At 57.7% G+C, this 23,364-nt stretch carries 16 protein-coding genes, 2 tRNA genes and 3 rRNA genes; 7 read left to right on the top strand and 14 right to left on the bottom strand.

Features of this window, described 5'->3' with window-relative positions; all coding sequences use genetic code 11:
* Window positions 1–28 precede the first annotated feature (28 nt).
* Window positions 29–934: a LysR family transcriptional regulator gene (locus ACZ5D1_RS00660; protein ID WP_464555586.1), complete on the top strand. Its 906-nt coding sequence runs from the start codon at window positions 29–31 to the stop codon at window positions 932–934.
* 78 nt (window positions 935–1,012) lie between these two features.
* Here ACZ5D1_RS00660 and nfsB read toward each other — a convergent pair whose 3' ends face one another.
* A complete protein-coding gene (gene nfsB, locus ACZ5D1_RS00655) occupies window positions 1,013–1,669 on the bottom strand; it encodes an oxygen-insensitive NAD(P)H nitroreductase (RefSeq protein ID WP_273195873.1) in 657 nt (218 codons plus the stop codon).
* Between the two features lie 223 nt (window positions 1,670–1,892).
* Between nfsB and ACZ5D1_RS00650 the strand changes: the two genes are divergently transcribed.
* On the top strand, window positions 1,893–2,981 hold the full coding sequence (locus tag ACZ5D1_RS00650) for an acyltransferase family protein (RefSeq protein ID WP_464555585.1): 1,089 nt from the start codon (window positions 1,893–1,895) through the stop codon (window positions 2,979–2,981).
* 128 nt (window positions 2,982–3,109) lie between these two features.
* Here ACZ5D1_RS00650 and ACZ5D1_RS00645 read toward each other — a convergent pair whose 3' ends face one another.
* The 10 genes from ACZ5D1_RS00645 to ACZ5D1_RS00600 all read right to left on the bottom strand — a co-directional run bounded on the left by ACZ5D1_RS00645 (window position 3,110) and on the right by ACZ5D1_RS00600 (window position 15,282).
* Window positions 3,110–3,562 carry a thioredoxin family protein gene (locus ACZ5D1_RS00645; RefSeq protein WP_464555583.1) on the bottom strand — a complete coding sequence of 151 codons (453 nt, stop codon included), beginning with the start codon at window positions 3,560–3,562 and terminating at the stop codon, window positions 3,110–3,112.
* A gap of 266 nt (window positions 3,563–3,828) precedes the next feature.
* Window positions 3,829–4,200: an iron hydrogenase small subunit gene (locus tag ACZ5D1_RS00640; RefSeq protein ID WP_464555582.1), complete on the bottom strand. Its 372-nt coding sequence runs from the start codon at window positions 4,198–4,200 to the stop codon at window positions 3,829–3,831.
* Window positions 4,201–4,209: 9 nt separating this feature from the next.
* A complete protein-coding gene (locus ACZ5D1_RS00635) occupies window positions 4,210–5,475 on the bottom strand; it encodes a [FeFe] hydrogenase, group A (RefSeq protein ID WP_464555580.1) in 1,266 nt (421 codons plus the stop codon).
* A 1,441-nt stretch (window positions 5,476–6,916) separates the two neighbouring features.
* Window positions 6,917–7,031: ribosomal RNA gene (gene rrf, locus ACZ5D1_RS00630) — 5S ribosomal RNA — on the bottom strand.
* A 119-nt stretch (window positions 7,032–7,150) separates the two neighbouring features.
* A 23S ribosomal RNA gene (locus ACZ5D1_RS00625) occupies window positions 7,151–10,081 on the bottom strand.
* A gap of 205 nt (window positions 10,082–10,286) precedes the next feature.
* Window positions 10,287–10,362 (bottom strand) — tRNA-Ala (locus ACZ5D1_RS00620).
* 14 nt (window positions 10,363–10,376) lie between these two features.
* Window positions 10,377–10,453, bottom strand: a tRNA-Ile gene (locus tag ACZ5D1_RS00615).
* 66 nt (window positions 10,454–10,519) lie between these two features.
* Window positions 10,520–12,061 (bottom strand): 16S ribosomal RNA (locus tag ACZ5D1_RS00610).
* Together the 16S, 23S and 5S rRNA genes with 2 tRNA genes alongside form the textbook arrangement of a ribosomal RNA operon.
* A gap of 426 nt (window positions 12,062–12,487) precedes the next feature.
* Window positions 12,488–13,690 (bottom strand): tryptophan synthase subunit beta, encoded by a 1,203-nt coding sequence (gene trpB / locus ACZ5D1_RS00605; protein WP_027182076.1) that lies wholly within the window; start codon window positions 13,688–13,690, stop codon window positions 12,488–12,490.
* A 356-nt stretch (window positions 13,691–14,046) separates the two neighbouring features.
* Window positions 14,047–15,282 carry a GGDEF domain-containing protein gene (locus ACZ5D1_RS00600; protein WP_464555579.1) on the bottom strand — a complete coding sequence of 412 codons (1,236 nt, stop codon included), beginning with the start codon at window positions 15,280–15,282 and terminating at the stop codon, window positions 14,047–14,049.
* Window positions 15,283–15,558: 276 nt separating this feature from the next.
* Here ACZ5D1_RS00600 and mtnA point away from each other — a divergent pair, with 276 nt between their 5' ends.
* The 5 genes from mtnA (at window position 15,559) to ACZ5D1_RS00575 (ending at window position 19,740) form a co-directional block, all read left to right on the top strand.
* Entirely contained in the window at window positions 15,559–16,626 is a 1,068-nt protein-coding gene (gene mtnA / locus ACZ5D1_RS00595) for an S-methyl-5-thioribose-1-phosphate isomerase (RefSeq protein WP_464555577.1), read from the top strand.
* Window positions 16,627–16,703: 77 nt separating this feature from the next.
* Window positions 16,704–17,735 (top strand): glycosyltransferase, encoded by a 1,032-nt coding sequence (locus ACZ5D1_RS00590; protein WP_464556570.1) that lies wholly within the window; start codon window positions 16,704–16,706, stop codon window positions 17,733–17,735.
* Window positions 17,736–17,757: 22 nt separating this feature from the next.
* The gene (locus ACZ5D1_RS00585; RefSeq protein ID WP_011366259.1) at window positions 17,758–18,588 is read left to right on the top strand and encodes a TatD family hydrolase; all 831 of its coding nucleotides are present in this window, start codon (window positions 17,758–17,760) and stop codon (window positions 18,586–18,588) included.
* 5 nt (window positions 18,589–18,593) lie between these two features.
* Window positions 18,594–18,998 (top strand): DUF309 domain-containing protein, encoded by a 405-nt coding sequence (locus ACZ5D1_RS00580; protein WP_158303349.1) that lies wholly within the window; start codon window positions 18,594–18,596, stop codon window positions 18,996–18,998.
* A gap of 322 nt (window positions 18,999–19,320) precedes the next feature.
* A complete protein-coding gene (locus ACZ5D1_RS00575; RefSeq protein WP_011366257.1) occupies window positions 19,321–19,740 on the top strand; it encodes a response regulator in 420 nt (139 codons plus the stop codon).
* A 47-nt stretch (window positions 19,741–19,787) separates the two neighbouring features.
* Here the strand turns inward: ACZ5D1_RS00575 and ACZ5D1_RS00570 are convergent, their stop codons facing one another.
* The 3 genes from ACZ5D1_RS00570 to ACZ5D1_RS00560 form a co-directional block, all read right to left on the bottom strand.
* On the bottom strand, window positions 19,788–21,071 hold the full coding sequence (locus tag ACZ5D1_RS00570; RefSeq protein WP_273238546.1) for a M48 family metallopeptidase: 1,284 nt from the start codon (window positions 21,069–21,071) through the stop codon (window positions 19,788–19,790).
* Between the two features lie 1,341 nt (window positions 21,072–22,412).
* A complete protein-coding gene (gene recR, locus ACZ5D1_RS00565) occupies window positions 22,413–23,024 on the bottom strand; it encodes a recombination mediator RecR (RefSeq protein ID WP_011366255.1) in 612 nt (203 codons plus the stop codon).
* Window positions 23,025–23,028: 4 nt separating this feature from the next.
* A complete protein-coding gene (locus ACZ5D1_RS00560; RefSeq protein WP_011366254.1) occupies window positions 23,029–23,340 on the bottom strand; it encodes a YbaB/EbfC family nucleoid-associated protein in 312 nt (103 codons plus the stop codon).
* Between the last annotated feature and the right edge of the window lie 24 nt (window positions 23,341–23,364).

Genomic DNA, 23,364 nt, shown 5'->3' with positions numbered 1-23,364 from the left:
TACGCCCGCGCTTATGCAGGAGGACCCTATGGAACTGGAAATTGATCTGCTGCGCTGCTTTGCCGCGGTGGCGGAAGAAGGCGGCTTCACTGCGGCGGGCAGCCGTATTGGCCTTACGCAGTCCGCCGTCAGTCAGCGCATACGCAGACTGGAAGACAGGCTGGGGCGCAGGCTTTTGGTGCGCACAACCCGCACCCTGAGCCTGAGCACCGAAGGAGAAATGCTGCTGCATTACGCCCAGCGCATGCTGGCCCTGCATGACGAAGCACTTGCGCGGCTGAGTGCTTCCAGCATCAAAGGGGCCTTGCGCATCGGATTTGTGGACTATTTCGGGCCTGACGCCATGCCGGAAACCGTCCGGCAATTTATCAGAAGCTTTCCGGACATCCACCTTGAACTCCATGCCGGGCTGGGCATGGAACTGCGCCAGCTTTTCGACCACGGCAAACTGGATGTACTGGTGGCAGGCGATGACGGACAGCACACCGGAACCTGTATTGCCCGCGATACTCTGGTCTGGGCCTGCCATACCGCATACAACTGCGCCGCAGCGCGCCCTGCGTTCATGCTTGAGCACCTTGCAGCTGAACCGGCGGCCACCGGTGCTCCGGTACCGCTTGTGGCGCTGCCGCTGCCCTGCGTGTTTCGCAGCGCGGCCATTGCCGCACTGGAATCACTGCAGCGCCCATGGGAGGTGGTCTTTACCGCCACGGGCATGGCCAGCGTACTTGCTGCCGTACGCGCCGGACTGGGCATCACCGTGCTGCCCCGCAGCGCCCTGACCCCCGACCTGAAAATTCCCGCACCGGAGGAAGGGTTCCCCCCGCTTCCGGCCTTTTCCACCTGCATCTACGCCAACGACAATGTCAATCTGCAAGCACTGGAGGCGCTTACCCGCCACCTGCGTCAGCAGCTTGGTACACAGCGGGCATAGCCCGCACAGCCTTACCCGCACACAAAAATCCCCTGCACCGGCACGCGGTGCAGGGGACTGCGGCATTGCTACCGCACGTCATATTTCGGTTATTATCCGTTCCTGAGGCCAGCGGGATTTGGGTGTCACCGCATTGAAATCATCAGCGGCACTAAACCCCAGAGCCACAATGACCGAGGGCTTGTACCCTTTCTCCGTCAATCCCAGCTCTTTTTCCAGCACTTCGTGATCAAAGCCTTCCATGGGGCATGCGTGTATGCCCAGATGTGCCGCACCGGACAACAGATTACCAAGGGCGATAAACGTCTGCTTCTCCATCCAGTGAAAAGCGTCCTGCAACTCGTTACGGTGCAGCATGGCAAAAAACTCACGGCCTTTTCTGTTGGCGGCCTTCGTTTCTTCAGAAGGAAAACGACCGTCCCGCTCTTCCTGCTCAAGCACCTGTGTGGTGTATTCCGTGTCGATATCCGTTTTTGTGCACAGCACCACAACATGAGAAGCATCGCAGATTTTTGATGCGTTAAATGCGTAAACCCCGTGTGCTGCCTTTGCCACGCGCTGCCTGCCTTCATCCGTACCGGCAATGACAAAATGCCACGGCTGAGAGTTGGTCGAAGAAGGACTGAGTTGCAGAATATCCTTCACCGCCTGCACGGTTTCGGCGTCCAGCCTGCGGTCCGGATCAAACTTTTTTGTGGTGTATCTGGTGGTAAGAGCTTCAATATAGCTATGCATGACTGCCTCCCTGCGATGGTCTGCGGTTCCTGAAGTTACGATGTAATAATGGCCGGTCATGCGCCTGAAGTAAAATTACTATTTACAGCCGCTTTAATTAATCTTGCTAATGTATAGCCGCATATTCTCCCGCCGCGGAATTCTACCCCACTTGCCGCATTGCGCCCGGATGTGTATCCACAACGCACCGGCCCGTTTTCATTTCAGCCGAGGAGTAACCACCATGCCGCTGTCCAAGCCACGCCGCGCCGCTTCCCCGGGCAGGCTTGACGCTCTTGATACACTGCGCGCCGTTGCCATTGTCATGGTGGTCTGTATTCATGTGCTGGGCTACTGCCTGCCGCTGCCGCCTGCACAGTATGCCGTGATTTCATTTGTGGTACAGACCGCCGGTGTCGCCACTTTTTACCTGACAGACGGCTATCTGCTGGCATTCGGCAGGGCTCATAAAGAACACCACCACCGGCAGTTCATGCAAAAAAGCGCCCGCAGGCTGCTGGTTCCGTGGATTGCTTTCACGGTGCTGTACACTGCGGCTCGCTATGCCTTCGAGCTTGCCGGGCTGATGGACAATTACGCAATCGCAGGGCGCTCTCCGGCCGAAGTGGCAACCGCGGCATACAGCTCTGTGTACGCTCCGCAGCTGTATTTTCTGGCGTCGCTGTTTCTCATCAGGGCCGTGTGCCCCGTTACGGCGGCCCTTATGCTTAAAATGCCTGTGTATGCGGCAGGCGCACTGCTGGCTGCAGGAGTTTGGGCTTTGAACAGCTACGGCATCAGCGGCCTGTTTCCCTTCTCTCTGCTGGCCGGTTTCCCGGGGCAGGAACCGGTTCTCCATGCCGTCCACGGGCTGCAGTTTCATGCCTGCGGCATGCTGCTGTGGCGCCTGCACAACCGTTACGGTCTGCGACCTCTGGTTCTGACCACCTTTCCCGTTCTGGGCCTCTGCCTGCTTGGTCTCCTTACAGGCAATCTGCACCTGCCAAGGATAACGCAATACGCTTATCTGCTTTCACTCTTTTTATTTTTTGCTGCTACCGGCTTCCAGCCCGCGCCGTTGCTTTGGCTGGGCAGAAACACCATGGGAATCTACCTGCTCCATACTCCGATAATTCTCAAAGCCGTATCCATGGCTGTGAACCGACTGGTCACCATACCTCTGCTTTCTTTCACACTCATCACATGCGGTGTTGTACTGGCAAGCGTGACGGCAATCCCGCTGTTGCGCCGGTTACCGGCGGGACACCTGCTGCTGGGCGAATATCCACCGGCAAAAAAGCAGGCCGCCCCCCGACGCCGCGTTCCCGCATAGAGCCGCAAAGCAGCCGGTCCGTTTAAACAGGAACAACGCCCCACCAAAAGCGCGGCCCTGACTCCACGGGTAACTCCGGCGGGGTCCCGCACAGAGTTCCGTAGAGGACATACCGCCTGCAAAGACGGTCAGAAGCCCGCTCCACGCAGTTCCTTCCGCAATAACGCCGCTATGCTTTCCCGCTGCGGGACATTACCGTGATGCACAACCCGTCCGTCAATAACCAGCACAGGGGTCATCAGAAAGCCCGCAGCAGGTGCTGCCAGACGGCACGGTTCCAGCGCCCGGTCAAGTTCCGGCGACCAGCGGTCCGCCGGACGCAAAGCCACCTTTCCGGACGGTCCCGCCGCCAGACGGTATACTTCTTCCCAATCCATATGAATATCCGCAGCTGAGGCCACATGTCCGGCTGTACCTATGCGGCAGCGCAGTGCATCCCCCAGCTGTACCGCCTCCGGAGCATCAAAGGCACAGTGACGCAACACCCAGTTCCCTCCTTCCGGGGCCTCCTGCTGCAGCAGCAGTCCCAGCAGGTCACAGCGCGGGCAAGGCGGTTCTGTTCCGATTACAAGTATATCCACAGCTTTTTTCATTATTCAGCCTTCCCTCGGCAAATTTGCACACATGTTTCCCCGCAGGGCATACCATGTCAACAGGACAGGCAGACTGCTGTCTCGGGTGCAGATCAAAATCCGGACTGAAAAAAACGGAAACCACGCATGCGGAAGACGCCTGCAGTGACATTCCGGTGGCCGACCGGCACCAGCGCGGCGCAAAAGAGGCAGGAAACGAAGACGACCCTTGAGTCAGATAAGGCCTTCTTTCAGGTCGTCGGAGGATTCAGCGGTTATTCGTAAGGATACCCGTTGCCGAATTCTCCAGCGCGGGGGTTGGGATACTGGCGTTCCGCAATCAGTTTCTGTATGCCCTGAGACCGGTCGGTCCAGTGCATGTGCAGAAACTGCTCAGCCTTATGGCTCATAGGATGTTCAAGCCAGTCCTTGTACAGTTTCATTACCTGCGGGTTGTCCTGCGATGCCCGATGCACAAACGTTTTGTCCGCAGCGTAGACACTGTTTATGCGGTCGGTCATATACTCTTTAACCTGCTTGACCGCTGCCAATGCCTTACCGGTAAAGCGGATACCAACAATTGCAGCGCCGCAGGCCATGCAGCCGGCTTTCAGAAACTGACGACGGGTGAATGCAGCAATACTCATTTCATCCTCCTATGCCTTGCTGGACGACATTCTGTTCAGACGCTCTTTGAGTCCGGCAAAGGTTCTGGAAACTTTGCGGTCCATAGCTTCCAGTACTCCGGGCATCACAGGCTGACCGCCACCGCAGACACATCCTCCGGGGCAGGCCATAAACTCGATGAAATGCCACGGGCTTTTCCCTGTCTTAATCACCTCGCATACTTCCGCAAAACGCTTTGCTCCGTGAACCACCGCCACGTTTATCTTTGCATCGCCAATGGTCACAGTACCTTCTTTGATACCGTTCAGGCCGCGAACCATCGTAAAATCCCAGCTCGACGGTTTTTTGCCGGTCACAGCCTCGTAGGCATAACGCAAAGCCGCTTCCATAACACCGCCGGAGACACCGAAAATCGTGGCTCCACCGGTGGAATCACCCATCAACGTGTCCCGTTTGCCCTCCGGCAGAGCGGCGAAATCAATGCCTGCCTTTTTTATCATGTAGGCCAGTTCGCGGGTGTCTATGGTTGCGTCAATGTCTTTGTAGCCGCTGGACCACAGGTCCGCGCGCATGCCCTCATACTTTTTAGCGGTACAGGGCATAATGGAAACCGTATAAACCTTGGACCGATCATATTTCATCACATCCGGTCCATACGTTTTGGCCAGTGCGCCCATCATCCCGATGGGAGATTTGCAGCTTGAAAGATGCGGGAACAACTCAGGATAAAAGCTTTCCACATATTTGTGCCAGCCGGGGCAGCAAGAGGTAAACTGAGGAAGCGGCTTGTCAATCTGCCCTGTAAGGCGTTTGACAAACTCGGTGCCTTCTTCCCATATGGTGACATCTGCGGTGAACTCATTGTCCCATACGTGGTCAAAGCCCAGCATCTGCAAAGCTGTCAGCATCTTTCCCGTGGTTACCGTGCCCACCGGCATGCCGAAACATTCTCCAAGCCCATACCGGACAGCAGGAGCCGGCATGGCGATTACCTTGATCTCCGGATCTTTGATTTTTTCACTCAGCTCCCGAACCCAGGACTGCACCTCGTAAATGGCTCCGACAGGGCAATGAGTAAGACACTGCCCGCAATTGATGCAGATTTCTTCATGAGGAATACTATGCGCACTCCCGGTATCGCCAAATATGGCGCCCGTCGGGCAATACTCCTGACAGGTATCGCAGCCGATACATTTTTCCGGATCAATCTGGATGAAAAAAAGTTCATCCGGATTCGCTCGCGGGTCAGGCGACTGATCCACATACTGAATCTTTTCCATTTCAACCAAGTTCATAGCTACCTCCGTCTATTATAAGGGGATTTCCACGGCGTACCAAAAGCCGAAGAATGCCATTGGAACCTAGAGCATGCGAATTCATGATATTATGTGAATACTTTTTTTAAATTAGTAACACTCTATGAGGTTATCATCCTTCTGGCAATTACTAATTGCATAATATGCTCTCATCATACCACTACCGCAGCCGGACGCCCGAAGCAGTGGGGCTGACCGGTGCAGGACGGGCGCAACGGGCGATGCAAGGGGAATCATTCCCCTTGCCCGCCGGAGGCGTATTTAGGGTTGTTCAGTATCTGCCTCCGGCGGGCAGGGAGATGATCTCCCTGCACCCGCAATGCGCGGAGTCGGCAGGCGGCAGAGAAAAGGCTCCGGCGCGGCGGGCGGTGTTTGCTCTGCCCACTAACCGCCGACTAGAAACCACACAGCGCCTTCTCAAGCAGAACATAGGCCAAGAAACTCACCCCTTCTGGTCGACACAAATCCGCAGCCGTACGCCCGAAGCAGTCGGGTTGACCGGTGCAGGACGGGCGCAACGGGGGATGCAAGGGGAATCACTCCCCTTGCCCGCCGGAGGCGTAATTATGGTTATTCAGTATCTGCCTCCGGCGGGCAGGGAGATGATCTCCCTGCACCCGCAATGCGCGGGGTTGGCAGGCGGCAGAGAAATAGCTCCGGCGCAACGGATAGTGTTTGCTCTCCCGAATTACGTCATGACTTGCCGAATACCGTCAATCGCCCGATGAGCTGGTCCATAAAGTATCGTTTACACGGAAGGCTCCCGAACGCCCAACGTATGCCGCAGCCGTGCGCCCGAAGCAGTGGGGCTGACCGGCGCAGGGCGGGCGCAACGGGGGATGCAAGGGGAATCATTCCCCTTGCCCGCCGGAGGCGTATTTATGGTTGTTCAGTATCTGCCTCCGGCGGGCAGGGAGATGATCTCCCTGCACCCGCAATGCGCGGCGTTGGAAAGTCGCAGAGAAATGGCTCCGGCGCGGCGGGCGGTGTTTACTCTGCCGAATTACGTCATGCCTTGCCGAATCCCGTCAATCACCCGATGAGCTGGTCCATAAAGCAGCGTTGCACGGAAGGCACCCGAACGCCCAACGTATGCCGCAGCCGTACGCCCGAAGCAGTGGGGCTGACCGGCGCAGGACGGGCGCAACGGGGGATGCAAGGGGAATCATTCCCCTTGCCCGCCGGAGGCGTATTTAGGGTTGCTTAGTTTCTGCCTCCGGCGGGCAGGGGGATGGTTGTTCTGATCATGCCACACAACAGTGGAGCATCAGTTAACCCCCTACAGCCTTACCGGATGGCAGGGAGCAAGGCGGCAGATACGGAGCTAGTGCGCGTGCGGAGGGAGATGGAGGGGTTCAGAAACGACAACAGGCTCTGATCCGTTTTGGATCAGAGCCTGTTGCGCTTTTTAAAGAAAAAGCCTTGGCGACGGCCTACTTTCCCACAAGCTCCCTTGCAGTATCATCGGCGATGGCTGGCTTAACTTCCGAGTTCGGAATGGGATCGGGTGTACCCCAGCCTCCATGGTCACCAAGGCAAATTCGTGGCCGGGCTTGGTGGTCACCGGTAAGGCGGCGGGTATATCTCCCCGCGCCACGTCGACGACTGCCTGGCCGAAATTTTAATTAAATAGGGTGGAAAGGAATTTATGAGAATCAATAAGCCGCACGGGCTATTAGTACTGGTCAGCTGAGCATGTCGCCATGCGTACACCTCCAGCCTATCAACCGGGTAGTCTACCCGGGCCCTTCAGCTCTTAAAAGAGAGGGAGATCTTATCTTGAGGCAGGCTTCCCGCTTAGATGCTTTCAGCGGTTATCCCTTCCGAACATAGCTACCCTGCGGTGCCTCTGGCGAGACAACAGGAACACCAGTGGTTCGTCCATCCCGGTCCTCTCGTACTAGGGACAGGTCCTCTCAAATCTCCTACGCCCACAGCAGATAGGGACCAAACTGTCTCACGACGTTTTAAACCCAGCTCGCGTACCACTTTAAACGGCGAACAGCCGTACCCTTGGGACCTGCTTCAGCCCCAGGATGTGATGAGCCGACATCGAGGTGCCAAACCGCGCCGTCGATATGAACTCTTGGGCGCGATCAGCCTGTTATCCCCGGCGTACCTTTTATCCAATGAGCGATGGCCCTTCCATGCGGAACCACCGGATCACTAACACCAACTTTCGTTCCTGCTCGACATGTCTGTCTTGCAGTCAAGCTCCCTTATGCGTTTGCACTCGACGGCTGGTTTCCAATCAGCCTGAGGGAACCTTTGCATGCCTCCGTTACATTTTGGGAGGCGACCGCCCCAGTCAAACTACCCACCAGACACTGTCTTCCTGCCGGCTAACGGCGAGGAATTAGAGCCTTAGACTGACAAGGGTGGTATTTCAAGGTTGGCTCCACCGATACTGGCGTACCGGCTTCAAAGCCTCCCACCTATCCTACACATGTCAGCCCAAAACCCAATGTCAAGCTATAGTAAAGGTGCACAGGGTCTTTCCGTCTTGCTGCGGGTACACGGCATTTTCACCGCGACTTCAATTTCACCGAGTCACTAGTTGAGACAGCGCGGAGATCGTTACGCCATTCGTGCAGGTCGGAACTTACCCGACAAGGAATTTCGCTACCTTAGGACCGTTATAGTTACGGCCGCCGTTTACCGGGGCTTCGGTTCGAAGCTTCGCTTGCGCTAACCTCTCCCCTTAACCTTCCGGCACCGGGCAGGCGTCAGTCCCTATACGTCGTCTTACGACTTAGCAGAGACCTATGTTTTTAGTAAACAGTCGCCACCGCCATTTCTCTGCGGCTCTCCTGGGCTTATTGAGTAAATCATTCACCCGGAAGAGCACCCCTTATTCCGAAGTTACGGGGTCATTTTGCCGAGTTCCTTAACTAGTGTTCTCTCGAGCGCCTTGGGTTACTCACCCCACCCACCTGAGTCGGTTTACGGTACGGTCTGCATGAACTATACTTAGGAGCTTTTCTAGGCAGCATAGGCTCAACCACTTACGTCCTTGCGGACACCGCATCGTGCCTCGGCCTTAGAGGAAGACGGATTTGCCTGTCTTCCAAGCCTACACACTTGCACCGGCTAATCCAACAGCCGGCTGGCCTACCTTTCTGCGTCCCTCCATCGCGCGATCACACAGGTACGGGAATATTAACCCGTTTCCCATCGACTACGGCTTTCGCCCTCGCCTTAGGGGCCGACTAACTCCGGGCAGATTACCTTTACCCGGAAAACCTTGGGTTTACGGCGAACAGGTTTCTCACCTGTTTTATCGTTACTTATGTCAGCATAATCACTTCTCTACAGTCCAGCTGGCCTTACGGCGCACCTTCGACCCATAGAGAACGCTCCCCTACCGCTCGTCAAAGACGAGCCCGAAGCTTCGGTACCATGCTTAGCCCCGTTACATTTTCGGCGCAGGATCTCTAGACCAGTGAGCTATTACGCTTTCTTTAAAGGATGGCTGCTTCTAAGCCAACCTCCTGGCTGTCTAGGAAATCCCACCACCTTTGCCACTGAGCATGGATTTGGAGACCTTAGCTGTCGGTCTGGGCTGTTTCCCTTTCGACTACGGACCTTCGCACCCGCAGTCTGACTCCCAGGGTACATCTTACGGCATTCGGAGTTTGATAGGGTTTGGTAAGCTGGTAGGCCCCCTAGCCCTGTCAGTGCTCTACCTCCGTAAGACAATCCCTGAGGCTATACCTCAATATATTTCGGGGAGAACCAGCTATCACCGAGTTTGATTGGCCTTTCACCCCTATCCACAAGTCATCCAAATCATTTTCAGCTGATACTGGTTCGGTCCTCCACCAAGTTTCACCTTGGCTTCAACCTGCTCATGGATAGATCACTCGGTTTCGGGTCTACTCCGCTGTACTTGTCGCCCTGTTCAGACTCGCTTTCGCTACGGCTACACTTGCGCTTAACCTTGCACAGCAGAATAACTCGCTGACTCATTATGCAAAAGGCACGCGGTCACATCTTAAAGATGCTCCCACAGCTTGTAGGCAACTGGTTTCAGGTTCTATTGCACTCCCCTAACAGGGGTTCTTTTCACCTTTCCCTCACGGTACTGGTTCACTATCGGTCGCCAGAGAGTACTTAGCCTTGGAAGATGGTCCTCCCGGATTCCCACGAGGTTTCACGTGCCTCGCGGTACTCAGGTGCCTTCCGAGCCGTGTTCCGTTTCAGGTACGGGGCTTTCACCCTCTATGGCCAGGCTTCCCAGCCTGTTCCCCTGCGTACTTACGGATCTCTTATGAAGGTCCTACAACCCCGCATGGACGAATCCACACGGTTTGGGCTGATCCCCGTTCGCTCGCCGCTACTGAGGGAGTCTCGTTTGATTTCCTCTCCTCCGGGTACTGAGATGTTTCACTTCCCCGGGTTTGCTCCGCAAGACCTATGTATTCAGTCAAGCGGTAACGGGACATGACTCCCGCTGGGTTTCCCCATTCAGAGATCTCCGGATCACAGGATGTTTGGCTCCTAACCGAAGCATATCGCAGCCTACCACGTCTTTCATCGCCTTCTGGCGCCTAGGCATCCACCAGTTGCCCTTAATAACTTATTAATTCTCGTTCCTTTCCATCCCTATTCAATTTTCAAAGAGCGAGGAACATATGTTCCTCTTACGCAGTTCAGTGTACTGCGTTTAGCAGAAGCTTTCGCTCCGGCCGCACGGCAAGTGCGGGTTGCAATTGCAAAGCCGTATGCTTTGCCGCTGCTGTCGGACTTGCCGTTATGTAAAAGAACTCGCGGGCCATGCCACCGTAAAGTGGTGGAGGCGAACGGATTTGAACCGATGACCCCCTGCTTGCAAGGCAGGTGCTCTCCCAGCTGAGCTACGCCCCCACGGTGCGTGGTGATGGTGGGCCTAGGAAGACTTGAACTTCCGACCTCACGCTTATCAGGCGTGCGCTCTAACCAGCTGAGCTATAGGCCCAGGCTTCCCGCGTCAAAGAGTCAAGCTCCTTGAAATTAAATAGCGAGTTGGACAAATGGAATCGTTAAAGGAGGTGATCCAGCCGCAGGTTCCCCTACGGCTACCTTGTTACGACTTCACCCCAATCATCGGCCCTACCGTAGACGACTGCCTCCCTTGCGGGTTAGCTCATCGGCGTCGGGCAGAACCAACTTTCGTGGTGTGACGGGCGGTGTGTACAAGGCCCGGGAACGCATTCACCCCGTCATGATGATACGGGATTACTAGCGATTCCGACTTCATGCAGTCGAGTTGCAGACTGCAATCCGGACTGAGACGCACTTTTTGGGATTAGCTCCACCTCGCGGTATCGCAACCCTTTGTATGCGCCATTGTAGTACGTGTGTAGCCCTAGGCGTAAGGGCCATGATGACTTGACGTCGTCCCCACCTTCCTCCCCGTTAACCGGGGCAGTCTCTCCAGAGTGCCCAGCATTACCTGATGGCAACTGAAGATAGGGGTTGCGCTCGTTGCGGGACTTAACCCAACACCTCACGGCACGAGCTGACGACAGCCATGCAGCACCTGTCTCGGAGCTCCCCGAAGGGCACTCCCTCTTTTCGGAGGGATTCTCCGGATGTCAAGCCTAGGTAAGGTTCTTCGCGTTGCATCGAATTAAACCACATACTCCACCGCTTGTGCGGGCCCCCGTCAATTTCTTTGAGTTTCAGCCTTGCGACCGTACTCCCCAGGCGGGATACTTAACGCGTTAGCTACGGCACCGAGGATCAAGTCCCCGACACCTAGTATCCATCGTTTACGGCGTGGACTACCAGGGTATCTAATCCTGTTTGCTACCCACGCTTTCGCACCTCAGCGTCAGTGTCAGTCCAGGTGGCCGCCTTCGCCACCGGTGTTCCTCCAGATATCTACGGATTTCACTCCTACACCTGGAATTCCGCCACCCTCTCCTGAACTCTAGCCTAGCAGTATCAAGTGCAATTCCCCGGTTGGGCCGGGGGCTTTCACACCTGACTTACCAAGCCGCCTACGCGCGCTTTACGCCCAGTGATTCCGATTAACGCTTGCACCCTCCGTATTACCGCGGCTGCTGGCACGGAGTTAGCCGGTGCTTCCTCTAGAGGTACCGTCAGGCATGCGGCGTATTACTCCGCATACGGTTCTTCCCTCTTGACAGGAGTTTACGACCCGAAGGCCTTCATCCTCCACGCGGCGTCGCTGCGTCAGGCTTTCGCCCATTGCGCAATATTCCCCACTGCTGCCTCCCGTAGGAGTCTGGGCCGTGTTCCAGTCCCAGTGTGGCAGGTCATCCTCTCAAACCTGCTACTGATCGTTGCCTTGGTGAGCCATTACCTCACCAACTAGCTAATCAGACGCGGACTCATCAGCACCCGGAAGCTTGCAAGCAGAGGCCCCCTTTACCCTTTCAAGACTATCCGGCATTAGCAGTCGTTTCCAACCGTTATTCCGGTGATGCAGGTAGATAATCCACGCGTTACTCACCCGTGCGCCACTTTACTCATCCCCGAAGGAACTTTCGCGTACGACTTGCATGTGTTAAGCACGCCGCCAGCGTTCAATCTGAGCCAGAATCAAACTCTCCAGTTAGAAAACTGAAGCCATAAAATTCTATGGCCAAAATAAAGCTGAACTTATTTCCTGTCCAACTCGCTATTTAATTGTCAAAGAGCTTTACGCTCGCTTAAGGCCTGTGCCTTTTCGCCAGTGCGAAATTTGAACCTAGCGACTTGCGCTTTGTCCGTCAACAACTTTTTTAAAAAATTGTTTCCGCTCCGACCCACAGACTTTAAAAGAACTCGCTTAAGGCAACCTCCTGAGATCACTTGTGTTCTCTCGCGTCGTGGCTGCTCTCTCGCGTCGAGAGGGAGGTTCTATGGGAGAACCCCTCCGGAGTCAACAAGTTTTTTAAACTTTTTCTACTTTTCTGACAACAATTCGATTTTATTACATAAAAAGAGGCGGCAAAAGGCCGCCTCTTCCTTTACACTTTCACAAAAGCCGGGCCGAAAAGCCTTATGGCGTCACAAGCCCCTCTCTGACCATGCGTTCCACCTGTGCCACGTCCTTGTCGCCGCGGCCCGACAGGTTCACTGCTATGATCTTGTCGGAAGACAGGGTCGGCGCAAGACGCATGGCGTATGCCAGTGCGTGGGCTGACTCCAGCGCAGGTATGATGCCTTCTGTACGCGACAGATCGAAAAATGCGCTGAGGGCCTCCGCATCGCTGGCGTTTACATATTCCGCACGGCCCAGATCTTTAAGGTGGCTGTGCTCGGGTCCCACTCCGGGATAGTCCAGCCCGGCGGAAATGGAGTACACGGCCGCAGGCTCTCCTGCCTGATCCTTCAGCATATATGAATTGAAGCCATGCATGACACCCGGTTCACCTAAGCACAGCGTGGCGGCGTGGTCACCGTATTCAAGCCCGCGGCCCGCCGGCTCCACCCCCACAAGACGCACGCCGTCATCATTGATGAAACCGGAAAACATGCCGATGGCATTGGAACCGCCGCCCACGCAGGCGATGCAGTAATCCGGCAGACGGCCTTCGGCTTCCAGCATCTGGGCCCGCAGCTCACGCCCTATGACGGACTGGAATTCTCGTACCATAAGCGGGAAGGGATGCGGCCCCACGGCCGAACCCAGCAGATAGAACGTTGTATCGGCTTCGCGTATCCAGGCGGCAAGAGCTTCGTCGACGGCTTCCTTAAGAGTCTGCTGGCCGCTTGTTGCGGGAACCACTCTGGCGCCCATCATCTGCATGCGGAACACATTGAGCTTCTGACGCTCCACGTCTTCCGCCCCCATATATATGGTGCACTCCATGCCCATCAGCGCGGCTGTCGCCGCAGTGGCCACGCCATGCTGTCCGGCACCTGTTTCGGCGATGATTTTCTTTTTGCCCATGCGCTTGGCCAGCAGAATCTGCCCGATGGTGTTGTTGACCTTATGGGCACCCAGATGGTTCAGATCCTCGCGCTTGAGATATATTTTGGCCCCGCCGAGGCGCCGTGTCAGATTGGCACAAAGATACAGCGGTGTCTCGCGGCCCGAGTAGCGGGTAAGGTAGTAGTTGAATTCCTCCAGAAACCCGGGGTCGTTTCTGTACCGTTCAAACGTGGCGGCAAGCTCGTCCAGAATGGGTTTGAGCGAATCCGGCACATACTGGCCGCCGTAAGCGCCGAAAAATCCGTCAGCAGAGGGAACGCTGGTCATGGTATACTCCTGAGTGAAAGCAAAAGGCTTGTTGCCGGCAGAGATGCAAGACCACAAAAAAACCGCGGTCAGATGCTTTCCTGCCGCGGTTTTGTGCTGAAATTCCGATAGTTCTTACTGATTACCGGCCACTACACACCACGACGCCTGTTCAGGCGCCACCACCAAGGTGCGGAATGAGTAAAAGGAATGTCGATAATCATAAAAAGGACTTTATGAGCAGCAGCGCTGGTTGTCAAGCAACAAATGCCACAGGGCGCGACCGGCAAACACGCACAACGCCGCACGCCTGACAGGCCTGACAGGCGTGACAGACCAGATTGGCCGGACAGGACAGACAGGCCGGACAGGGCCGTTCACAGCAGAGCGACTTTGTTTCTGCCTGCCTTTTTGGCCTTGTATAAGGCTTTATCCGCTTTTTTCAGCACCGATTCAAAGTCGTCTTCGCCGTCTTCGCGTTGCGCCAGCCCGATGCTCACAGTCACGGTGACTGACTTATCGCGCACCACCTTGGCACTTTTGTTACGGGTACGGATGCGGAAAGGTATGGCTGCCACAGCCTCCCGCACGGCTTCAAGATGGGGTCTGGCTTCGGCTTTGCCCAGACGTGGAAACAGAATGGTGAACTCTTCGCCGCCATAACGGTACACCTTGCCGCCGTCCACTCCGGCCAGCCGCGCAGCCACCATACGCAGCACGTCATCGCCCACATCGTGGCCGTATGTATCATTAAAAGCTTTGAAATGATCCACATCGGCCATGGCCACGCAATAGCTTCCGCCCAGCTTTTTCGCATCCGCCATCAGCGCACGCCGCGACGGCACCTCGGTTAGCTCGTCCACAAAAGCCATGCTGTAGGAATCGCGGAATAATGCTGTCAGCTGGGCGGCACCGGCCGCGGCCACAAACAGGCTGACCACCGGCCCGTTGCCCACAGAGTGAAACGCGGCTGTCAGGCTGAGCAGAGTGCCCAGCAGACTTGCACTGAAGCCGTCTTCCAGCCGGACGACACGCACCACAAGCACCACGGCAGCAAGCAGCACAAGCAGCAGGGCAGGCTGCGTGAGCGGAGTCCAGCTGTCGAACCAGCCGGGCAGGGGAGAGGCATAAACCCAGCCCTCCACAGCGCGCTGCATGGTTCTGCCCAGCGATGTCGCCAGCAGCACACCGCCGCCGCGCACAATAAAGGCCGCCGTCATGAACTGCCCCAGCAGCCATGCAAGCATGCCCATGCCCCAGCGCGAAAAAACCCCTCTGTCTTCCAGAAAGGCAAACAGCAGCAGATTGCAGGGCAGCAGGGTAAGCACAATGCCGTACCACAGCCGCACGCGGGTGGCGTCGCCCAGCGCCGGAAGCACATTGTACAGCAACAGAAACACGCCGCACCCCAGCAGCAGTACAAAAACGGCGCGGCTTCTTCTGAAGCGCTCCGCCAGAGGCATTCCCCCGGCCAGAGCCGCCCACGCCGCATAGGGGGCCACCTCTCCGGCGGAAGGCGGCAGCGTATTCATAAACAGACCGGCCAGAGCCGCCGCCGCAAATAGTCCCAGCGGCACCGCCAGCAGCCTGCCCACCGCGGCAGCATTCACCATGCAGCCTCCGCCGCGGCGCTTTGGTGCCCGCGGGGGGGCGCATCTTTTCCATATATATGCATCATGCCGTTTTCCTTTATCAGTTGCCGGAACATAATAGACCGAAGCGTACCGCAGGGCAATGTGTACCCACCCGCACTCTGCAGCCGGGGTTGCCAGCAAGCCCCCCATAAGGCTACACCGTGGCATATATTGCATAACAATGCCGACGGGATTCCATGTCCCGCATGCGGCGCATTCCCTGTCATCATATACCGCTCCGGAGAATCACATACCATGGAGACCCATATCCGATACTCGCGGCAGGACAGAACGCTCATCCTGCTGGACCAGCGCGTGCTGCCCACCGTGGAAGAAGATTTTTACTGCAACGACGTGGCTGACACCATTTACGCTCTGCAGACCATGGTGGTGCGCGGCGCACCGGCCATAGGCGTCACCGCGGCCTACGGCTGCTGCCTTGCCGCGTATGAGGCAGGTCATCCCGCCCCACACACGCAATGGCAGAAAGAACTGGATACCCTGCTTGAAAAACTGGCACAGGCACGCCCCACGGCGGTCAACCTGCGCTGGGCCGTGGAACGCATGCGCTCTGTCTGGAAAAGCATGGGCGACCCCGACCTGAACACCCTTATCGCACGGTGGCTGGACGAGGCAGAAGCCATCCACGAAGAGGACAAAAGCATCAACCGAGCCATAGGCAGACACGGAGCCACGCTGATACAGGATAATGACTGTATAATGACCCACTGCAACGCCGGTGCGCTGGCCACAGCAGGTTACGGCACGGCGCTGGGTGTGGTACGCGGGGCAGTGGATGCCGGCAGGACCGGTATAACCGTTATCGCCAACGAAACACGGCCGTTTCTGCAGGGTGCACGTCTGACGGCATACGAACTGCACAAGGACGGTATTCCCGTAACCGTGGCGTGCGACAACGCATGCGGCCTGCTGATGCAGCGCGGCATGGTGCAGAAAGTGGTTGTGGGAGCCGACCGCATTGCGGCCAACGGCGATGCCGCCAACAAGATAGGCACCTATTCCGTGGCCCTGCTGGCCCGCGAACACGGCATCCCTTTCTATGTGGCCGCCCCTCTTTCCACAATCGACCGTGCCACGCCCTCCGGAAAGCAGATACCCATCGAAGAACGCCCGGCGGAAGAGGTGACACATGTGGGGGAAACCCGCATAACGCCCGAAGGCGTACCCGTATACAACTACGCCTTTGATGTCACACCCGCGCACCTTATCGCAGGCATCGTGACTGAGCAGGGCGTGCTGCGCCCCCCGTATACGGCCAGCATTGCCCGGGCCTTTGCCGCCGCCGACAAAGACAGATCATAACCTTCCGCGGGGCGGCCATCAGTCCGCCCCGCAGCAAAACAGTATTCCGACTGCACCGCCACGCACAGGAGCACATGATGCGCACCTGCATTTTCATTCCCCCGCTGAAAAAAGCCACCGGAGGCACCGCCGTGCTGCTTCAGCTGGCCCGGCATCTGCATCAGGGCGGTTACGGGGTATGTCTTGTCCCCCGTGAAGACACCATGCCCGCCGGAGACGACCATGCGGATATTCCCGTTGTACGGTGGGATAGCCTGCGTCTGACGCCGCAGGACATCTGGCTGGTACCCGAAGGATGGGTAAACGCCCTGACCCCCGGACTTCAGGCCGGTGCGCGTTCCGTCGTGTATGTGCAGAACTGGGCCTATCTGCTTTCCGCTCTGCCGCAGGGGGTGCACTGGAACAGGCTTCCGGTCTCTTTTCTCAATGTTTCACAGCCGGTGGCATGGTTCACGCGTGAAGCCACCGGCAGACAGGGACCGGTACTGCGCCCGGGCATAGACACTGCATTGTTCCACGCTCCTGCCGCCAGACCGGGCGGTCCGGTGCGCATTGCATGGATGCCCCGCAAAAACAAAGCTCTGGCCGTACGCATACGGGAATTTTTTGAAGCACGGCGGGCACAGCACGGCGGTGCACAGGTTGAGTGGCGCGAACTGCACGGGCTGACGCACCGGCAGGTGGCGGAAGAGCTGCGTCAGGCCGATATTTTTCTTGCCACTGGTTTTCCCGAAGGCTGTCCGCTGCCACCGCTGGAGGCCATGGCCTGCGGCTGCGTGGTAACAGGCTTTTCAGGCATGGGCGGCTGGGACTACATGCGGCAGGCCATGCCGCAGGGCTACACCCCGTGGTGGCCCATGCGTCCGCCACATGAAACGCCGTGGGACGGTAACGGTTTTTTTGCCGCAGACGCAGATGTGCCCGCCGCGGCGCTGGCGCTGGAACACGCGGTATCACTGGTGGAAACATCGCGCACAGAGCCCTGCGCGCCTCTTGACTCCGTACGTAAAAATGCGCAGGTAACCGTTTCGCACTATTCACTGGAAAAACAACGTGAGGCTGTGCTCGACCTGTGGTCGCAGGCCGCCCTCGGAAACATATTCTCTTAGTCTGTCCGCCGGATATCCGCCCATGTCAAAAAGCAAACATAAAACTCCGCCCCCTGCCGCGCATACGCTCGGACTGCCGCCGGCCGGTGTGGACTCCCATGCCCATCTGGATCTGGACGCCCTGCGGCCCGACCTTGACGAAATACTGACCCGTGCGCGTGAAGCAGGCGTCTCCCACATCGGACAGGTTTTTCTGGGCCCCCAGGCATGGGCGCAAAACCGCCATCTTTTCGACGCTTATCCGCAGGTTTTTTTCATTCTGGGGCTGCACCCCGGCGATGCCGACGCCTGCGACGAAAATGCCGTCACTGCCATGAAACAGGCCTTTGCCACTGACCCGCGGCTGAAAGCCGTGGGCGAAATAGGGCTGGACTACTACTGGGACGACCACCCGAGGGAACTGCAGCAGAAAACCTTTGTCATGCAGTTGCGCATGGCCGTTCAGATAGACAAACCCGTGGTCATTCATTCGCGCGATGCCGACGAAGACACCGTGCGGCTGCTTGAAGCGGAAGGGTTTGCGGGACGTCCTTTGCTGTGGCACTGCTTCGGCGCGGACGCGGCACTGGCTGAACGCATTGTGCGCAACGGCTGGCATGTCTCCGTTCCCGGCCCCGTCACCTATCCGGCCAACAACGCCCTGCGTGAAGCGCTTTCTGTCATACCGGCAGACAGACTGATGCTGGAGACAGACTGCCCGTACCTGACACCCGTACCGTGGCGCGGCAGACGCAACGAACCCGCGCTGGCAGCATTCACCGGGGCCTGTGTGGCCCGATGTCTGGGAATCGACCCCGCAGAACTCTGGACCCGGTGCGGAAACAACGCCCGCGCCTTTTTCGGGATACAATGAAACATATGACAGACCTCACCGAAACGCGGCCCATGTGCAAAGGCATCGCCATGCGCGAGCTTTTTGAAGCTGTGGAAATGTTCAACGCCGGCGACTGGTACGAAAGCCATGAAATACTGGACATGCTGTGGCTGGCGGAAACCAGTCCCGAACGCGAACTGTATCAGGGTGTTCTGCAGATAGCCGCCGGCCTGTGGCACGACCGCCGCGGCAACCGCAACGCCGCGCAGCGGCTGTGCACAAAAGGTCTGGGGCATCTCAGGTCATTTCCCGAAACATGCAAGGGGCTGCGTCTGGGCAACTTCATCAGACAGGTTGAAACACTGCTGCATTTTTTTGAACAATCGGCCACAGCCCCCGTGCCCGACGACCTGATTCCCTTTATCTACAGGACATCAGACCCGCAATAACCCCGCTGTCCGCGCAGCGTGCCGCAACACAACGCCGCGGCACGCTTCCTGTCGTCTGTAAAAAAGCATACAGACAAAAATCTAATATCCTAATGCACCATAACCATAGAATAACAGCTTTATGGTGCAGGAAGGCAGAAAGTCTGTTTTCCACAAGCCTGACCCGCCGAAACCGGCGGCAGCACTTGCCATTATCATCCGGTGAACGCATAACAGGCGTTCAGCAGTGCCACGCCTGAGGACTAAAATATCATCAATCCTTGCCCTCGTTCAGGGTACTAGTCAGGCATGAAACCGCCCTTTGCTTTTTCGGAGAAATTATATGCCGACCATACTCATAGTAGAAGACGACCCCATAACGCGTGGGATATTACGTGATATAGTGACTTCTTACGGCCACAAAGTGCTTGACGTGGCAGACGGCAGAACAGCCTGGGAACGCCTGCAGAATGATCCGGACATAGACCTGATGATCACCGACGTGCGCATGCCCGGGCTGGACGGTATGGAACTGGTGGGTATGCTGCGCAGCAACGACAGGCTGCAGGGACTGCCTGTGATCATCACTTCCGGCGTGGTGGGACTGCGCCAGATTGCCAGACTGCTCCGCCGCGGAGCCAGCAGCTTCATCGCAAAACCCATTGACCCCAAGGAGCTGCAGCACTGCATACAGAACACTCTGGCTGCCGGAACAGGAGTGCCGCACAGCTCACGCCCCGACGATGTTTCGGCACGCAGCTGACCGTACCGGCCGGTCGCGGGCACCGCAGCCGGCAGCAGTCTGCGGCGTCAGCCGCGCCGTACCGGCAACGCGCCGAGAGCTTGCAGCCGCTGCACCAGCGGCGGGTGTGTGTAGTGCAGAGCAACCTGCAACGGATGCGGGTTCAGATTAGTCATATTTTCGGATGCCAGTTTACGCAACGCGGAAGACAACACATCCGGACGCCCTGTGGTGCGCGCTGCAAAGGCATCCGCGGCGTATTCATTGCGCCGCAGCAAAGCATGGAAGCCCACACCGGTAAACAAAGACACCGGAGTGAACAGCAGCGAAAAAAAGACCAGACCGGCATGGTATGACACCTGCTGCACACCGAACGCCGCAAAAAGCTGCGGCTCCGTCAGAAAAAAAGAAAGCAGCCAGAGCATCAGTCCGGTGCGTGCCACGCTCAGCCCCAGCATCACCGGTATGTGGCCCAGTGTGCAGTGCCCCACCTCGTGCGCCACAACCGCCACAACTTCATCGTCATCCAGTTTTTCCAGCAGCGTATCAAACAGCGCTATGCGGCGCTGCCTGCCCAGACCCGTAAAATAAGCATTGACCTTGGCGCTGCGCCGCGACCCGTCCACAACAAAAAGTCCCGACAGCGTATACCCCTGTCCTGTCACATATCTGTCTATGGCACTGCGCAATGCGCCCTGCGGCAGCGGAGTAAAGGTATTAAACAGCGGCAGCAGATACCGCGGAGCCAGAAAAGACACCAGCAACGAAAACACACTGACCAGCAGCCATACGGGCAGCCACGCTTCCGGACCGTACAGGGCCAGCAGCCACAACACACCGGCCGCCAGCGGACCGCCCATAACGGCAACCAGCAATCCGGCTTTCAGCCTGTCCGCAACAAACGTCAGCGGAGTTGTTCTGTTGAAGCCGAAGCGTTCTTCGTGCACAAAAGTCCGCCACAAAGAAAAAGGCAGACCTGCCAGCGACGAAAGCACTCCCAGCAGGCCGAAGAAAACCAGACCGGTCATGATTCCGGTTACCGCCGGACCACCCCCTGCAAAGCCGCCAAGCAACGCACCGGCAGACCTCGACAGCGCATCCGCGACCCCAAAGCCCCCGCAAAGCCAGAACACCAGAAACACCGCCGTACCTGCCGTGTCCTCGGCGATGTTCAGACGCATTCCGGAAGCCACATACCGCTGCATACGTTCGCGCCGCGCCGGTTCCATATCCAGCCCTGTACCCGCAGGCAGCGGAGCTCCTGTCCTCCCCAGCCCCAGCACCGCCGCTGCGGTCTGCAACAGCCAACTGCCCGTCACCGCCGCCAGTATGATGATACAATACGTGTTCATGGTGGAATTCCCGCTGCCGCAGCAGCTTTACGTTCTGACAGATGAGCGCCCGCGAAAGAAAAGCCTCCGGCGGGCAGGGAGAGAACCTCCCTGCACCCTCAATACGCGACCGTTTTCTCCGCGTGCGGCGCGTTGTAATGCCTTGCTCCGTGCCGGTGATGCCGCCCTGAACGCCCGAAAAGGCATAGCTGACCGGTTCCCGACGGGCGCAACGGGGGATGCAGGGGGAGTCAGTCCCCTTGTCCGTCGGAGACATGACACAAGCATACATGAAGACGCCTCCGGCGGGCAGGGAGATGATCTCCCTGCACCCTCAATGCGCGAACCCGCGGAAGCCGCTTTCCCCGCGTGCGACGCGTTGTAATGCTTTGCTCCGTGCCGGTGATGCCGCCCTGAACGCCCGAAAAGGCATAGCTGAACGGTTCGCGACGGGCGCAACGGGGGATCCGTCGGAGACATGACACAAGCATACATGAAGACGCCTCCGGCGGGCAGGGAGATGATCTCCCTGCACCCTCAATGCGCGAACCCGCGGAAGCCGTTTTCCCCGCGTGCGGCGCGTTGTAATGCTTTGCTCCGTGCCGGTGATGCCGCCCTGAACGCCCGAAAAGGCATAGCTGAACGGTCCGCGACGGGCGCAACGGGGAATGCAGGGGGAATCAGTCCCTTTGCCCGTCGGAGACACAGCATAAGCATACATGAAGACGCCTCCGGCGGGCAGGGAGATGATCTCCCTGCACCCTCAATGCGCGAACCCGCGGAAGCCGTTTTCTCCGCGTGCGGCGCGTTGTAATGCCTTGCTCCGTGCCGGTGATGCCGCCCTGAACGCCCGAAAAGTCATAGCTGAACGGTCCGCGACGGGCGCAACGGGGGATGCAGGGGGAATCTGTCCCCTTGCCCGTCGGAGACATTACACAAGCATACATGAAGACGCCTCCGGCGGGCAGGGAGATGATCTCCCTGCACCCTCAATGCGCGAACCCGCGGAAACCGCTTTCCCCGCGTGCGACGCATTGTAATGCCTTGCTCCGTGCCGGTGATGCCGCCCTGAACACCCGAAAAGGCATAGCTGACCGGTCCGCGACGGGCGCAACGGGGAATGCAGGGGGAATCAGTCCCCTTGCCCGTCGGAGACACTACATAAGCATACATGAAGACGCCTCCGGCGGGCGGAGTACAAAACAAAAACAGCTCCGGTTTTACGGCAGGGCCAGACTCCGGTGGTTCCTGTCCGGCGCATGATGCGCCGGAGCGGGGTATGACCGGATATGTCGGGCAGCCTGCGGCACGACCGGAAGCTGTTTTACGCATTCGTTACAAATGCCGTTCTGCGGCCTGCGGTTACAGATCCTGCCGGAACTGCAACGACTGGCGCAATGTTTCCTTGTCTATGAACTTCACTTCGCTGCCCAGCGGTATGCCCTGTGCAAGACGGGTCACACGAACCTGCGGAAAATCGCGGTTCACCATGCTGCGGATGTACGAAGCCGTATTTTCCGCTTCCAGCGTGGTTCCCAGTCCCAGAATGATTTCCCGCACTTCGCCTTCGGCCAGTCTGCGGCGCAGTCTTTCCAGCTCCAGCGATTCAGGATTCACATTATCCAGCGGAGCCAGCAGCCCGCCCAGAATCATATACTGCCCTTTGTAGAATCCGCCGTCTTCCATCGCCAGCAGGCTGTCCCATTCCGAAACCAGACACAGCGTATCGCGCCCGCGCGTGGCGTCGGTACATATGGCGCATGGGTCCACATCCGTCAGCGAACCGCAACGTCTGCACAGGTGCAGGTTGTCGCGCAGCTGCGCTATGGCGGCACCCAGACCGCGGGTTTCACTTTCGGGCCATTTCAGCAGGGTCATGGCCATGCGCAGGGCGGATTTTGGTCCCAGACCGGGCAAACGGGCCAGCCTGTCCACCAGCGCTTTGAGCGGTTCAGGCAATCGTTGCGCTGTCACGGCGTTACATCAGCCCCGGAATTTTCAGGCCGCCGGTCAGAGCACCCATTTCTTTTTCAACCATTTCCTTGGAAAGGCGCATCCCTTCATTGATGGCTGCCAGCACAAGATCCTGCAGCATGTCCACATCCTGCGGGTCCACCACAGCGGGGTCTATTTTAATGGCGCGCAGTTCCTGCTTGCCGGACACGGTTACTGAAACCATGCCCCCGCCTGCACTGGCATCCACGGTGCGCTCGCCAAGCTGTTCCTGAAGCTCGGTCATCTTCTTTTGCATAATCTGCGCCTGACGCAGCATATCCTGCATGCCTCTCATATGATCCTCCGGGAATGTCTGTAT

It is taken from the genome of Oleidesulfovibrio vietnamensis (assembly GCF_055388115.1).
Note: the sequence above shows the minus strand (reverse complement) of the source record. Positions and strands in the feature narration are given on the sequence as shown.